A 13,387-nucleotide genomic window follows, 5' to 3' on the forward strand; every position below is an offset into this window, starting at 1 on the left:
CATGGAAAGACTGACGATCGACCTCGTATCCGACGTGGTCTGCCCCTGGTGCTACCTCGGCAAGGCCCGTCTCGAACTGGCGATTGCCGAGGTGCAGGATACGGTCGGCATCGACATCAACTGGCGGCCCTACCGTCTCAATCCGGATTATCCGCCGGAAGGCGTCGACCAGAAGGCAGCGCTGGAAGCCAAGCTCGGCGGGGCAGAAGCCGTCTCCCGCGGGCATGCCATGTTGTCCGAGCTCGGCCGGGAGGTCGGCATCGCTTTTGATTTCGACGCAATCAAGATCGGCCCGAACACGCTCGATGCGCACCGCCTGATCCATTGGGCGATGACGGAAAGCCGCGAGCACCAGGACCGTGTCGTAACGCTGTTGTTCAAGGCGAATTTCGAAGAGGGCCGCAATGTCGGCGACCATGCCGTGCTGCTCGACATCGCCGAACAGGCGGGGCTGGAGCGTTCGGTGATTGCCGCCCTTCTCGCCTCCGAGGCCGACAAGGATCTGGTGATCGGCGAGATCGCCGCCGCCCAGAAGATGGGCGTCAATGGCGTTCCCTTCTTCATCATCGACCAGCAATATGCCGTCAGCGGCGCACAGACGCCAGATGTGCTGGCCGATGCCTTCCGGCAGATCGCCGCCGCCAAGGCCGAAGCGCGCGCAAATCTCAACTGAGCGCGGCGACACAATTGACGCATCAGTGCGACAGGCCTAATTCCGTCTAAAGTCTCCCACCTGACGGAATGCCCGCGTGTCCTCCTCCTCCGATACCACTTTCAAGGGCGTCGTCATCGCCCTCCTCTGCTTTGCCGCCTATTCCTTCAGCGATGCTGCCGTAAAGCTTGTGGATGGCCGTGTGCCGCCCTTCCAGGCCGGTTTTATTGGAACGCTCGTCGGATTTGCGGCCGTGCCCTTCCTGCTGAAGCGCGGCGACAGCTGGCGCGACATGCTGCGCACGACGAACCGGCCGCTCTGGTTGTTGCGCTTCGTCTGCTCCTCGATCGGCACCGTCGGCAGCATCATCGCCTTTACCGAACTCTCCATGGCGGAAGCCTTCTGCCTGATCTTCCTGCTGCCATCCTTCGCCACCATCATGTCGGTGATCTTCCTGAAGGAACAGGTGGGGATGAAACGCTGGGCCGCCGTCATCGTCGGCTTTATCGGCGTACTGATCGTGTTGAGGCCGGGTTTTCGCGAACTCTCGATCGGCCACCTGACGGCACTCGCCTCCGGCTTCACCGGCGCCGTTTCCGTCATCATCTATCGCTACCTGGGGCCGAGCGAAAAGAACATCTCGATGTATGGCGCGGGTCTGCTCGGCGGCCTGATCGTCTGCGCCGTGGCGATGATCCCGCAATGGACGACACCGACGTTTTACGACCTCTCGCTTCTCGTCGTCTTCGGCCTGCTCGCCGCCGTCGGCACGGTTCTGTTGATGATCGCCTCCTTCTACGCGCCGGCCGCCATCGTCACGCCGCTGCAATACAGCCAGATGCTCTGGGCGATCCTGCTCGGTTATCTGATCTTTGGCGATCACGTCGATCTGTGGATGGGCGTTGGCATCGCGCTGATCGTCGGCTCCGGACTGCTGACATTGGTACGGGAGCGCAAGCGCGGCACGCCCCTTCCGCCGCCAGTCGCCGGGCAAACGGAAGCGGCATTGGCGGTGAAGCCGGAAGAGGAACGGTAAGCCCCTCGCCCGGCTTGCGGGAAGAGAGGCTTTTGCGACGGAAAAGCTTGTGAATTTGCCCCTCATCCGGCCTGCCGGCCACCTTCTCCCCGTAGAACGGGGAGAAGGAGAATCGCTCAACCGCCGCCATCACCGCAGAGAAGTGCGTCAGCCCTGTTTCGCCAGTTCCGATAGCTGCGCCATGATCTGCGCCGCCGTTGACAGCCGCTTTTCCGGCGTTGGCAGGTCGCGAGTCAGGAAAACGCTGTGGTCGGGGCGGATCTTTGCCATCGTCCCCTGCTTGGCGATGTAGCCGACCAGGCCCGCCGGATTGGGGAACTGCTTGTCGCGGAACTGCAGCACGATGCCCTTCGGTCCGGCCTCCAGCTTCTCGACATTGCCGATGCGGCAGAGCGACTTGATGTAGACGACCTTCAACAGGTTCTGCACCTCGACCGGCATCGGGCCGAACCGGTCGACCATTTCCGCGCCGAAACCATCGATCTCGGAGAGTTCGGTCAGCTCGCCAAGGCGGCGGTACAGCCCCATGCGCAGATGCAGGTCCGGCACGTAATTGTCCGGGATCATCACGGTGATGCCGACAGAAATCTGCGGCGACCAGCCGGTATCGAGCACCTCGTCCTCGCCCTTCACTTCGGCCACGGCCTCTTCCAGCATCTGCTGGTAGAGTTCGAAACCGACCTCCTTGATGTGGCCGGACTGTTCTTCGCCCAGCAGATTGCCGGCGCCGCGGATATCGAGGTCGTGGCTCGCCAGCTGGAAACCGGCGCCCAGCGTGTCGAGCGACTGCAGCACCTTGAGGCGGCGTTCGGCAGTCTGCGTCAGTTGCTTGTTGACCGGCAGCGTGAAGAGCGCAAAGGCGCGCACCTTCGAGCGCCCGACGCGTCCGCGCAACTGGTAAAGCTGGGCAAGGCCGAACATGTCGGCGCGATGGACGATCAGCGTATTGGCCGTCGGCACATCGAGGCCCGATTCCACGATCGTGGTGGAGAGAAGCACGTCATATTTGCCGTCGTAGAAGGCATTCATGATGTCTTCCAGCTCGCCCGCCGGCATCTGGCCATGGGCGACCGCCACCTTCAGTTCCGGCACATCGGATTGCAGATAGGCCTGAATGTCGGGCAGGTCCGCCAAGCGCGGGCAGACGTAAAAACTCTGGCCGCCGCGATAATGCTCACGCATCAGCGTTTCGCGGATGACCAGCGGATCAAACGGCGAGATGAAAGTCCTGACTGCCATGCGGTCGACCGGCGGCGTGGTGATCAGCGACAGTTCGCGCACCCCGGTCATGGCGAGCTGCAGCGTGCGCGGGATCGGCGTGGCCGAGAGCGTCAGCACATGCACGTCGCTCTTCAGCTCCTTCAGCTTTTCTTTGTGCTTCACGCCGAAATGCTGCTCTTCGTCGATGATCAGCAAACCGAGATTGGCGAAGGTGATGCCGGTTCCGAGCAGCGCATGGGTGCCGACAACGATATCGACCTTGCCTTCGGCCAGATCCTTCTTCGTCTGGTTCAGCTCCTTGGCGGTGACGAGGCGCGAGGCCTGTTCCACCCGGATCGGCAACCCGCGAAAACGATCCCGGAAGGTCTTGAAGTGCTGGCGGGCGAGAAGTGTCGTCGGCACGACGACGGCCACCTGCGCGCCGTTCATGGCCGCGAAGAAGGCGGCACGCAAAGCCACCTCCGTCTTGCCGAAACCGACATCGCCGCAGACGAGGCGATCCATCGGCCGGCCGGCGGCAAGATCCTCGCGCACCGAATCGATGGCATTTGCCTGGTCTTCCGTCTCGTCATAGGGGAAACGCGCGGCAAATTCGTCGTAGAGCCCTTCCGGCGTGGCCAGCACCGGCGCACGGCGGGTAATGCGGGTGGCCGCGAGCTTGATCAGCGCATCCGCCATGTCGAGCAGGCGTTTCTTCAGCTTCGCCTTGCGCGCCTGCCAGGCGCCGCCGCCGAGCTTGTCGAGCTGGGCTTCCGCAGCGTCAGATCCATAACGCGACAGCAGGTCGATGTTTTCGACCGGCAGGAACAGCTTGGCCTGGTCGGCATAATGCAGTTCCAGGCATGCGCGCGGTGCACCCGCCGCTTCAATGGTCACGAGGCCGACAAAACGACCGATGCCGTGTTCGGCATGCACGACGAGCGAACCTTCGTCGAGGCCGGCCACTTCCGAGATGAAATCGGCACCGCGCTTGCGGCGTTTGGAGCGGCGCACCATGCGGTCGCCGAGAATATCCTGCTCGCCGATGATCACCAGATCGCCGGTCTCGAAGCCCCCTTCGAGGCTCAAGACCGCCGAGGCCGCCTCGCCCTTTGCGAGGTTGCGGATATCCGAGAGTTTTTCGATCGGTTTGATGCGCTTCAGGCCGTGCTCGTCCAGCACCTGCAGCAGGCGGTCGAGCGAGCCGGCGGACCAGCCGGTGATCAGCACCTTGGCGCCGCCTGCCCGCTTGTCGGCAATGTGCTTGACCACGAGGTCGAAGATGTTGACGCGCTCGTCGCGGTTCTGCTGCTCGGCCTCGGCCTGGGCGCGTGCCCAGCGCGGACCGGACTTCGCCTCCAGCATCACGACGCGTTTGGCCTGTGCATCGATCTCGTTGAACGGCGTCAGGCGGATGGCGCATGCCGAATCCAGCTCCTTCACGAAGACCGAACCGTCGAGATAGAGCTGGCCCGGCGTCACCGGCTTGTAGGGCGTCGATTGCGCCATGCCGGCCTTGCCCGAATGCCCGGAAGTCTGCCGCGCCTCGAAATAGTCGTAGATCAGCTTGGAGCGTTCCTGCGCCGCCTCGCGCGCCGTGTGATCCGTGATGATGCGGAAGCCTTTGAGGTAATCGAAGGCGGTTTCCAACGTCTCGTAAAACAGCGGCAGCCAGTGCTCCATGCCGGCATACCGCCGGCCCTCGGAGACGGCCTGATAAAGCGCGTCATCGCGCGTCGCGGCACCGAAGGTGGAGAGATAGGATTTGCGGAACCGGCTGATCGTGTCCGGCGTCAGCGTCACCTCGCTCATCGGATTGAGATCGAGCGCGCGGGCCTGCCCCGTGGTGCGTTGGCTCGCCGGATCAAAGGTGCGGATCGATTCCAGCGTGTCGCCGAAGAAATCAAGGCGCACCGGTTCTTCCGTACCCGGCACGAAGACATCCAGAATGCCACCGCGCACGGCAAATTCGCCGACCTCGCGCACCGTCGAGACCCGGTCGAAGCCGTTGCGCTCGAGGCGTGCGGCAATGTCGTCCATGCGGATCGTGTTGCCGGGCTTGGCAGAAAAAGCGAGGCTTTCGATCACCGCCGCTGGCGCGATCTTCTGCATCATCGCATTGACGGTGACGAGCACAATCGCCGGATGCGGTTTCTTGGCATGCGCGATCAGGCCGGAAAGTGCGGCGAGCCTGCGGGCGGAGACATCCGCACTCGGTGAAACGCGGTCATACGGCAGGCAGTCCCAGGCCGGCAGCGTCAGGACCGGAATGTCGGGGGCGACGAAAGAGAGCATCTGCTCGATATCGGCCATGCGCTGGCCATCCGACATCACATAGGCGACCGGCTGGCCGGACCTTGCGAGTTCCGCCAGAATGAGCGGCTCCATGCCCGCCTGGACATTGGCAATCGTGAGCCCCGCCGGAGAAGCGGCGACAGCCTTCGCGCTAAACCCTTCGATCATTCGCCGCGCCCGAATTTCTCGTCGAGGCTCGCCTTTGTGACGATGTCGAAATCGGGCCGATAGGCGGCAATCCGCTCGAACATCGGCGTCTGCAGGTGTTGCGGCACCGGATCGGCGCCGGTGATCCAGCGGTTGAGATCCTGGTCCTCCTCGGCCATCACGGCCTCGAGTTCGTCCAGCTCGGTTTCGGACAACGTTGCGATCTGCTCTTCGGCAAACTGGCCGAAAACGAGATCCATCTCGCGGATGCCGCGATGCCAACAGCGATAGAGAATTCTGCGGCGCCGGGGATCGAGATCGGCGCTGGAGCGCGACAGTCCAGTCATGAGCGTAAAACCTTGTTGCGCGGCTGATATAGGATGAATTCTCTTGAATGTCAGCCTTGCCAAGCAGGCAAATTCCGACGCATTTTGCCGCCCATGCGCCCTGCTTTGCTCGATCCCCTGTTCGCTTCGGTCTCCAGCCTGCCCGGTATCGGGCCGAAACTGGCGGATCTGATCGCCCGCGTGACGAATCGCGAGGATGCGGAAGACTGCCGGGTGGTGGATGTGCTGTTCCATGCCCCCTCCTCGATCATCGACCGGCGCAACCGGCCGGGCATCGCGTTGGCACCCCAGGGCGCCATCGTCACCATCGAAGGCCGGGTCGATCGTCACCAGCCGCCACCGGCACACACCAACCAGCCCTACCGGGTCTTTTTGCATGACGAGACCGGCGAACTGGCGCTGACTTTTTTCCGGGTTAAAGGCAACTGGCTGGAAAAGGCGCTGCCAATCGACGAGCAGGTGATGGTGAGCGGCAAGGTCGACTGGTTCAACGGCCGCGCCTCGATGGTCCATCCGGACCTGATGGTGAAGGTGTCGGAAGCGGGCGAGATGCCGCTGGTTGAGCCGGTCTATCCGTTGACGGCGGGATTGGTGCCGAAGGTGATGCGCCGCGCGGTCGAAGGTGCGGTTGCCCGCCTGCCGCGCTTTCCCGAATGGATGGATGCGGCCCTTCAGGAACGCCAGGGCCTGCCGGATGTGGCAGAGGCGTTTCGCCAGTTGCACGATCCGCGCGACGGTCACGATCTTGATCCGCAGGCGCCGGCAAGACGAAGGCTGGCTTACGACGAGTTCCTCGCCGGCCAGGTGTCGCTGGCCCTGGTGCGCCAGCGCATGCGCAAGGCGTCCGGCCGCCCGGTGCGGGTAGAGGGTCGAATCGGTGCGACGATCCGCGCCGCCCTGCCCTTTTCGCTGACCGGCAGCCAGGAGGTGGCGATTGCCGAGATCCGGGCGGATATGGCGAAAAGCGAGCGGATGCTGCGCCTCGTCCAGGGCGATGTCGGTGCCGGCAAGACACTGGTCGCGCTGATGGCCATGGCCGATGTGGTGGAGGCCGGCGGCCAGGCGGTGCTGATGGCGCCGACGGAAATTCTCGCCCGCCAGCATTTTGCCACCATCAGCCGTTTTGCCGCCTCCGCCGGACTGACGGTCGAGGTGCTGACCGGACGGGTGAAGGGCAAGGAGCGGGACGAGGTGATGGCCCGCATCGCGTCGGGGGAAGCGCAGATCATCATCGGGACGCACGCGCTCTTCCAGGATGCCATCACCTATCACGATCTGATGCTCGCCGTGGTCGATGAACAGCACCGGTTCGGCGTGCACCAGCGGCTGAAGCTGACGGCCAAGGGCATCGCCCCGCATATGCTGGTGATGACCGCAACCCCCATTCCGCGCACGCTGGTGCTCGCCGCCTTCGGCGACATGGATGTTTCCAAGCTCACCGAAAAACCTGCCGGCCGCAAGCCGATCCAGACCGTCACCGTGCCGACGGAACGCACCGACGAGATCATCGCGCGGCTCCGCGCCGCCATCGGCGACGGCAAGAAGGCCTACTGGATCTGCCCGCTGGTGGAGGAGTCGGAAGAGTCCGACCTGATGTCGGCGGAACAGCGCCATGCAGTTCTGACAAAGGCGCTTGGGGCCCAGATCGGCGCAAAAGTCGGCCTCGTGCATGGCCGAATGAATGGCGCCGACAAGGACGCCGTGATGGCCGCCTTCAAGGCCGGTGATCTGCGCCTGCTCGTCGCCACCACCGTTGTGGAGGTCGGAGTCGACGTGCCGGATGCAACGATCATGGTGATCGAACATGCCGAACGGTTCGGTCTCGCCCAGCTGCACCAGTTGCGCGGGCGTGTTGGCCGCGGCGACGAGGCCTCCACCTGCATCCTGCTCTACAAAGGTCCCCTTGGGGAAACGGGACGGGCACGGCTCTCCATCCTGCGCGACAGCGAGGATGGTTTTCTGATCGCCGAGGAAGACCTGAAGCTGCGCGGTGAAGGTGAACTTCTCGGCACCCGCCAGTCCGGCACACCGGGCTTTCGAATCGCAAGCCTGGAGGCACATGCGGATCTGCTGGAGATCGCCCGCAAGGACGCCGCCTACATCATCGAGAAAGACCCCGAACTGGTGAGCGAGCGCGGCCAGGCGCTGCGCGTACTGCTCTATCTGCACCGCCGCGACGAAGCGATCCGTTATCTGAGGGCTGGTTAACCGCAGCGCACGCCGGTTCGGCAGCAGACCCATGCGTTTGCCGTGGAATAAGGCAAGACTTCGCCGCAATCCGGGCTAAATATATGACATCCGTCAATTTAGGGCCGTCTCGCCCGACCTTCCCAGCATCGGAGTCAGCATGTCCAGCAATCGCCCCCGCGGTATCGAGCCCTATGACGCACCGGCCGGTGGCTGGGGGGCGTTGCGCGCCGTCGCAAAGACCTTGGCCCACCAGCAGATTGTCACCCAGGGCAGCTCCACGCTGCTGAAGGCGAACCAGCCGGACGGATTCGATTGCCCCGGTTGCGCCTGGCCGGACCCCAAACACACCTCCTCCTTCGAATTCTGCGAAAACGGCGCCAAGGCGATCACCTGGGAATCGACCGCAAAACGCGTGCCGCCTGAATTCTTCGCGCTGCACAGCGTGTCCGAGCTTTGGTCATGGCACGATCACCAGTTGGAGGACCAAGGCCGCCTGACCCACCCGATGGTTTATGATGCGACAATCGACCGCTACAAGCCGATCGAATGGGACGAAGCCTACCGGTTGATCGGCGAGCGCCTCAACGCGCTTGCAAACCCGCACCAGGCGGAATTCTACACCTCCGGCCGCGCCTCCAACGAGGCGGCCTTCCTGTTCCAGCTTTTTGTGCGGGCCTATGGCACCAACAATTTCCCGGACTGCTCGAACATGTGCCACGAGGCGACCAGCGTTGGGCTGCCGAAGTCGATCGGCGTCGGCAAGGGCACGGTGCTCTTGGAGGATTTCGACCATTGCGACGCGATCTTCAGCTTCGGCCACAATCCCGGCACCAACCATCCGCGCATGATGGCAACGCTGCATGAGGCGGCCCGCCGCGGCGTGCCGATCATCGTCTTCAACCCGCTGAAGGAACGGGCGCTGGAGAAATTTGCTTCGCCGCAGAATGCCGTGGAAATGGCAACCCTCTCCTCCACGCCGATTGCCTCGGCTTATCACCAGGTGAAGGCCGGTGGCGACCTGGCAGCGCTGAAGGGCCTGATGAAGGCGATCTTCGAACGTGACGACGAGGCGCGCGCAGCAGGCGGTGCGGGCGTCCTCGACCGTGCCTTCATTGCCGAACATACGCTGGGGCTGGACGACCTGCGCCGCGACATCGACGAGACCTCCTGGGAGGCGATCATTGCCAAGTCGGGACTCTCGCGCGAGGCGCTCACCAGTGCTGCCGATGTCTATATCAAAGCGGAACGGGTGATCGCCTGTTACGGCATGGGCATCACCCAACACGCGCATGGCACGGAAAACGTCCAGCAGCTGGCCAATTTCCTGTTGCTGCGCGGCAATATCGGCAGAGAGGGCGCCGGCATCTGCCCGCTGCGTGGTCATTCCAACGTGCAGGGCGATCGCACTGTCGGCATCACCGAGATCCCGACCAAGGCCCTCCTCGACGGCATGGAACGCGCCTTCGGTTTCCGCCCGACGGCGGAAAAAGGCCATAACGCGGTCGAGACCATCGAGGCCATGTTGAACGGTTCATCGAAGGCGCTGATCTGCCTCGGTGGCAATCTGCCGGTCGCCATGCCCGATTCAGATCTCTGCCTGGAGACCATGCGCAAGCTGGAGCTCTCGGTGCATATCGCAACCAAACTGAACCGCTCGCACCTGGTGCCGGGCCGCGTCACCCTTCTCCTGCCCTGCCTCGGGCGCACGGATCTTGATGTGCAGGAAGGTGGGCCGCAATCGGTGACGGTCGAGGACTCCATGTCCATGGTGCATGCCTCGCGCGGCTTCCTCAACGCGCCGGCCCCGACGCTGCGCTCCGAACCGGCCATCGTCGCCGGTATGGCAAAAGCGACGCTCGGCGATCGTTACGGCATCGACTGGGACGGCATGGTGGCAAATTACGACCGGATCCGCGACAAGATCGAAATCGTCTTTCCGGATTTTCGCGACTACAACCGCCGCGTCCGCGTTAAGGGCGGCTTCCGGCTCACCGTCGGCGCCTCCGACCGGCACTGGAACACCGAGACCGGCAAGGCGATGTTCCTCACCGCACGCGGCCTCGAGGAAGACCTGCCGGCTGATGACAAAGCCCTGCTTTTGACGACGCTGCGCTCGCACGACCAATACAACACGACCATCTACGGCATGGACGATCGTTACCGCGGCGTCTTCGGCCGGCGCGACGTCATCTTCATCAACGAAAAGGACATGCAGGCGATCGGCATTGCGGATGGCGATCTGATCGATGTCGCCTCCGTCTGGCGGGGCGACGACCGCGAGCGGGTCGTCAAGGCCTATACCGCCGTCGCCTACGACATCCCGCAAGGGGCCATCGCCGGTTATTATCCGGAGATGAACGTGCTGGTGGCGCTTGGCGATCATGACCCGAAATCCGGCACGCCGGCCTACAAGGGCGTTCCCGTCAAGGTCACACCGTCGCAGGGCGCCTGACGGCGGACGATCGCAGGATGAGACGAGGGTCTCATTCCTGCGGCAAAGCCGGGGGAGCCGTCGGTTTCGGTTTCCAGTTCGGCGTGATGAGACCGCCCGAGATCAGAAGTTTCGCCGCATCTTCCGGCGTCATGTCGAGCATGATGATCTTGTTTTTCGGCACGAAGATCAGGAAACCTGCCGTCGGTACCGGCGTCGGCGGCAGGAAGACCGCCATCATCTCTTCGCCCATCTCGTCGAAACGGGAGGCAAGTTCGCCCTGCGCCTCGGTCGAGATGAACACCAGCGCCCAGGTGCCGGGGCCGGGAAATTCGATCAGCCCGACCTTCTTGAAGGAGGTGGACTGGTCCTTCAGCACCGTCTCGAAGATCTGTTTGAGGCTTTTGTAGAGCGTGCGCACCAAAGGCGTGCGATGCAGCACCGATTCACCGACATTGACGATCGACCGGCCGATCAGGTTCTTGCCGAGGAAACCGATCATGGTGATGCAGACGACCGCGATCAGCAGGCCGAGGCCGGGGATCGTGATGTCGAAATAATATTGCGGATTGTACCGCTGCGGAATGTAGGGCGTCACCCAGCTGTCCGCCCAGTCGATGAAGGCGAAGGTCAGCCAGATCGTGATGGCAAGTGGTGCGCAGATGATGAGGCCGGTGAGGAAATTATTCCGCAGGCGGCCAATTATGGTGATCCGTTCCGGAATGTCCGTCATGCCTGCCCGTCACTCATGCTGCATTGCCGTAAAAGGCCGGGTGAAACCGGACAATGCCGGAGGGCATCTCCCCCCGCAAGAGCAGAACCATGAAATATTCGACAGGAAGACCGGGATAGACGAGCTCCCGGCAGTGCCGGAAGCCGAATCGCGGATAGAATTTCGGACTGCCGACCAGCACACAACCGGAAGCGCCAAGCCCCGCAAGATCGGCAGGCCCCCGGCGGATCAGCGCCGAACCGATGCCCTCGCTTTGGCGATCCGGGTGAACGCTGACGGGGCCAAGGCCATACCAGCCGGTGGCACCATCCTCGATCTCCACCAACGAGAACGCGACGTGGCCAATCACCTCCCCGCCGTCCTCGGCGACCAGCGACAGATCGAGCGCGCCGGCCACACGAAGCCGTTCGATGATCTGCGGTTCGGTCTGGTCGCTGTAAGGTTTTCCGGTAAAGGCGGCGGCGGTCACCGCGCGGATGGCCGCCTCATCGCCTTGTCGTTCGCCGCGAAGGATCACTCCACCGTCACCGATTTCGCCAGATTGCGCGGCTGGTCGACATCGGTGCCCATGAAGACGGCCGTGTGATAGGCAAGCAGCTGGATCGGCAGCGCATAAATCATCGGCGTGATCACCTCGTCGACATTCGGCAGCACAATGGTCGCCATGGTCGGAAGCTTGGAGGCGGCAGCCCCCTTTTCATCGGTGATGAAGATGATCTTGCCGCCGCGTGCCGCGACTTCCTGCATATTGGACACGGTCTTTTCGTAGAAACGGTCATGCGGGGCAATCACGATCACCGGCATGTTTTCGTCGATCAGCGCGATCGGCCCGTGCTTCAACTCACCCGCCGCATAACCCTCGGCATGGATATAGGAGATTTCCTTGAGCTTCAGCGCGCCTTCGAGTGCCAGCGGGAAGCTCGTGCCACGGCCGAGATAGAGCACGTCCTTAAAGCGCGACAGATCGCGCGACAGGGTCTCGATCTGCGGCTGGATGAGGTTCAGCACCTTGCTCATCACCCGTGGCATTTCGATCAGGTGGCGCACCAGCGCCTTTTCTTCCGCCTCCGTCAAGGTGCCGCGCGCACGGCCCGCCTGGATGGAGAGCGCCGCGAGAACCGCAAGCTGGCAGGTAAAGGCCTTCGTTGAGGCGACCCCGATCTCAGGACCGGCGAGGATCGGAAACACCGCATCGGCCTCGCGGGCAATCGTTGATTCCTTCACGTTGACGATCGCGCCGATCGGAAGCCCTGCCTCCTTGCAATACCGCAGCGAGGCGAGCGTATCGGCGGTTTCGCCCGACTGCGAGATGAACAGCGCCGCCTGGTCCTTGGAGAGCGGCATTTCGCGGTAGCGAAACTCGGAGGCGACATCGATCTCGACCGGCAGGCGCGCATAACGCTCGAACCAGTATTTGCCGATCAGGCCGGAGAGATAGGCCGTACCGCAGGCGGAAATGGCAAGCCCGCGCAGTGTGGCAAAATCGATCGCCTCGCTCTGGCTTTTCACCGCACCGGTGGCGAAATCCACATAGTGGCTGAGCGCATGCGAGATGATCTCCGGCTGCTCGTAGATTTCCTTTTCCATGAAGTGGCGGTGATTGCCCTTGTCGACCATCAGAGCGGCCGCCTGCGAGATCTGCACCGGACGCGAGACCGGCTTGCCGGCATAATCCATGATCTCGACACCGGTTGCCGTCATCACGGCGCAATCTCCATCGACCAGATAGGTGATGCGGTTGGTGAAGGGGGCGAGCGCAATGGCGTCTGAGCCCAAAAACATCTCGTCCTTGCCGTGGCCGATGGCCAGCGGCGGTCCGAAACGGGCACTGAGAATGGTGCCTGGATCATCGGCAAACATCACCACCAACGCATAGGCGCCGGAAACGCGGTTCAGCATGGCAAGCATCGCCGCCTTATGATCCATGCCATCGCGGGTGTATTTTGCCAAGAGATGCGCCACGACTTCGGTATCTGTCTGGCTGGTAAAGACCGCGCCTTCGGCGAGAAGTTCGTCGCGCAGTTCGGAAAAATTCTCGATGATGCCGTTGTGGACGACGGCCACGCCCTCGACGAAATGCGGATGCGCGTTCGTTTCGTTCGGCACACCGTGGGTTGCCCAACGGGTATGGGCAATGCCGATCGTGCCCGGAAGCGGTTCACCCGCCAGCTTCTTTTCGAGGTTGAACAGTTTGCCTTCGGCGCGCCGGCGCTCCATCATGCCGTCATGGATGGTGGCGACACCAGCGGAATCGTAACCGCGATATTCCAGCCGGCGCAGCGCATCGACCAGCCGCTCCGCAACCGGTTCTCTGCCGACAATACCAACGATCCCGCACATATGAGCCTCATCTTCT

At 62.9% G+C, this 13,387-nt stretch carries 9 protein-coding genes; 4 read left to right on the plus strand and 5 right to left on the minus strand.

Annotation, left to right across the window (positions count from 1 at the left end):
• Position 1 precedes the first annotated feature (1 nt).
• The gene (locus OU993_RS25495; protein WP_268161721.1) at positions 2–673 is read left to right on the plus strand and encodes a DsbA family oxidoreductase; all 672 of its coding nucleotides are present in this window, start codon (positions 2–4) and stop codon (positions 671–673) included.
• 76 nt (positions 674–749) lie between these two features.
• Positions 750–1,688, plus strand: a complete 939-nt coding sequence (locus OU993_RS25500; protein ID WP_268161722.1) for a DMT family transporter — start codon at positions 750–752, stop codon at positions 1,686–1,688.
• A gap of 147 nt (positions 1,689–1,835) precedes the next feature.
• On the opposite strand, the gene mfd is transcribed toward OU993_RS25500, so the two are convergent.
• Both mfd and OU993_RS25510 read right to left on the minus strand, forming a co-directional pair.
• The gene (gene mfd / locus OU993_RS25505) at positions 1,836–5,351 is read right to left on the minus strand and encodes a transcription-repair coupling factor (protein WP_268161723.1); all 3,516 of its coding nucleotides are present in this window, start codon (positions 5,349–5,351) and stop codon (positions 1,836–1,838) included.
• Positions 5,348–5,677, minus strand: a complete 330-nt coding sequence (locus OU993_RS25510) for a succinate dehydrogenase assembly factor 2 (protein ID WP_268161724.1) — start codon at positions 5,675–5,677, stop codon at positions 5,348–5,350. Before OU993_RS25510 ends, mfd begins: the two co-directional genes overlap by 4 nt.
• A gap of 93 nt (positions 5,678–5,770) precedes the next feature.
• Between OU993_RS25510 and recG the strand changes: the two genes are divergently transcribed.
• Positions 5,771–7,885 carry an ATP-dependent DNA helicase RecG gene (recG, locus tag OU993_RS25515; protein ID WP_268161725.1) on the plus strand — a complete coding sequence of 705 codons (2,115 nt, stop codon included), beginning with the start codon at positions 5,771–5,773 and terminating at the stop codon, positions 7,883–7,885.
• Positions 7,886–8,024: 139 nt separating this feature from the next.
• Positions 8,025–10,319 (plus strand): FdhF/YdeP family oxidoreductase, encoded by a 2,295-nt coding sequence (locus tag OU993_RS25520; protein ID WP_268161726.1) that lies wholly within the window; start codon positions 8,025–8,027, stop codon positions 10,317–10,319.
• A gap of 31 nt (positions 10,320–10,350) precedes the next feature.
• On the opposite strand, the gene OU993_RS25525 is transcribed toward OU993_RS25520, so the two are convergent.
• From OU993_RS25525 to glmS, 3 genes are read right to left on the minus strand one after another with little or no spacing between them, the layout of a single operon-like run.
• Positions 10,351–11,031 carry a DUF502 domain-containing protein gene (locus tag OU993_RS25525; RefSeq protein WP_268161727.1) on the minus strand — a complete coding sequence of 227 codons (681 nt, stop codon included), beginning with the start codon at positions 11,029–11,031 and terminating at the stop codon, positions 10,351–10,353.
• A 13-nt stretch (positions 11,032–11,044) separates the two neighbouring features.
• Positions 11,045–11,548 carry a GNAT family N-acetyltransferase gene (locus OU993_RS25530; RefSeq protein WP_268161728.1) on the minus strand — a complete coding sequence of 168 codons (504 nt, stop codon included), beginning with the start codon at positions 11,546–11,548 and terminating at the stop codon, positions 11,045–11,047.
• Complete coding sequence (gene glmS, locus OU993_RS25535) at positions 11,545–13,371, minus strand: glutamine--fructose-6-phosphate transaminase (isomerizing) (RefSeq protein WP_268161729.1); 1,827 nt, start codon at positions 13,369–13,371, stop codon at positions 11,545–11,547. Before glmS ends, OU993_RS25530 begins: the two co-directional genes overlap by 4 nt.
• Between the last annotated feature and the right edge of the window lie 16 nt (positions 13,372–13,387).

The organism is Rhizobium sp. SL86, assembly GCF_026672545.1.
Lineage (GTDB): Bacteria > Pseudomonadota > Alphaproteobacteria > Rhizobiales > Rhizobiaceae > Neorhizobium.

Excerpts from the sequence above, each read along its gene's own strand:
- OU993_RS25495 (WP_268161721.1), top strand. The coding sequence starts at position 2 with ATGGAAAGACTGACGATCGACCTCGTATCCGACGTGGTCTGCCCCTGG.
- OU993_RS25510 (WP_268161724.1), bottom strand. The coding sequence starts at position 5,677 with ATGACTGGACTGTCGCGCTCCAGCGCCGATCTCGATCCCCGGCGCCGC.
- OU993_RS25525 (WP_268161727.1), bottom strand. The coding sequence starts at position 11,031 with ATGACGGACATTCCGGAACGGATCACCATAATTGGCCGCCTGCGGAAT.
- glmS (WP_268161729.1), bottom strand. The coding sequence starts at position 13,371 with ATGTGCGGGATCGTTGGTATTGTCGGCAGAGAACCGGTTGCGGAGCGG.
- mfd (WP_268161723.1), bottom strand. The coding sequence starts at position 5,351 with ATGATCGAAGGGTTTAGCGCGAAGGCTGTCGCCGCTTCTCCGGCGGGG.
- recG (WP_268161725.1), top strand. The coding sequence starts at position 5,771 with ATGCGCCCTGCTTTGCTCGATCCCCTGTTCGCTTCGGTCTCCAGCCTG.
- OU993_RS25520 (WP_268161726.1), top strand. The coding sequence starts at position 8,025 with ATGTCCAGCAATCGCCCCCGCGGTATCGAGCCCTATGACGCACCGGCC.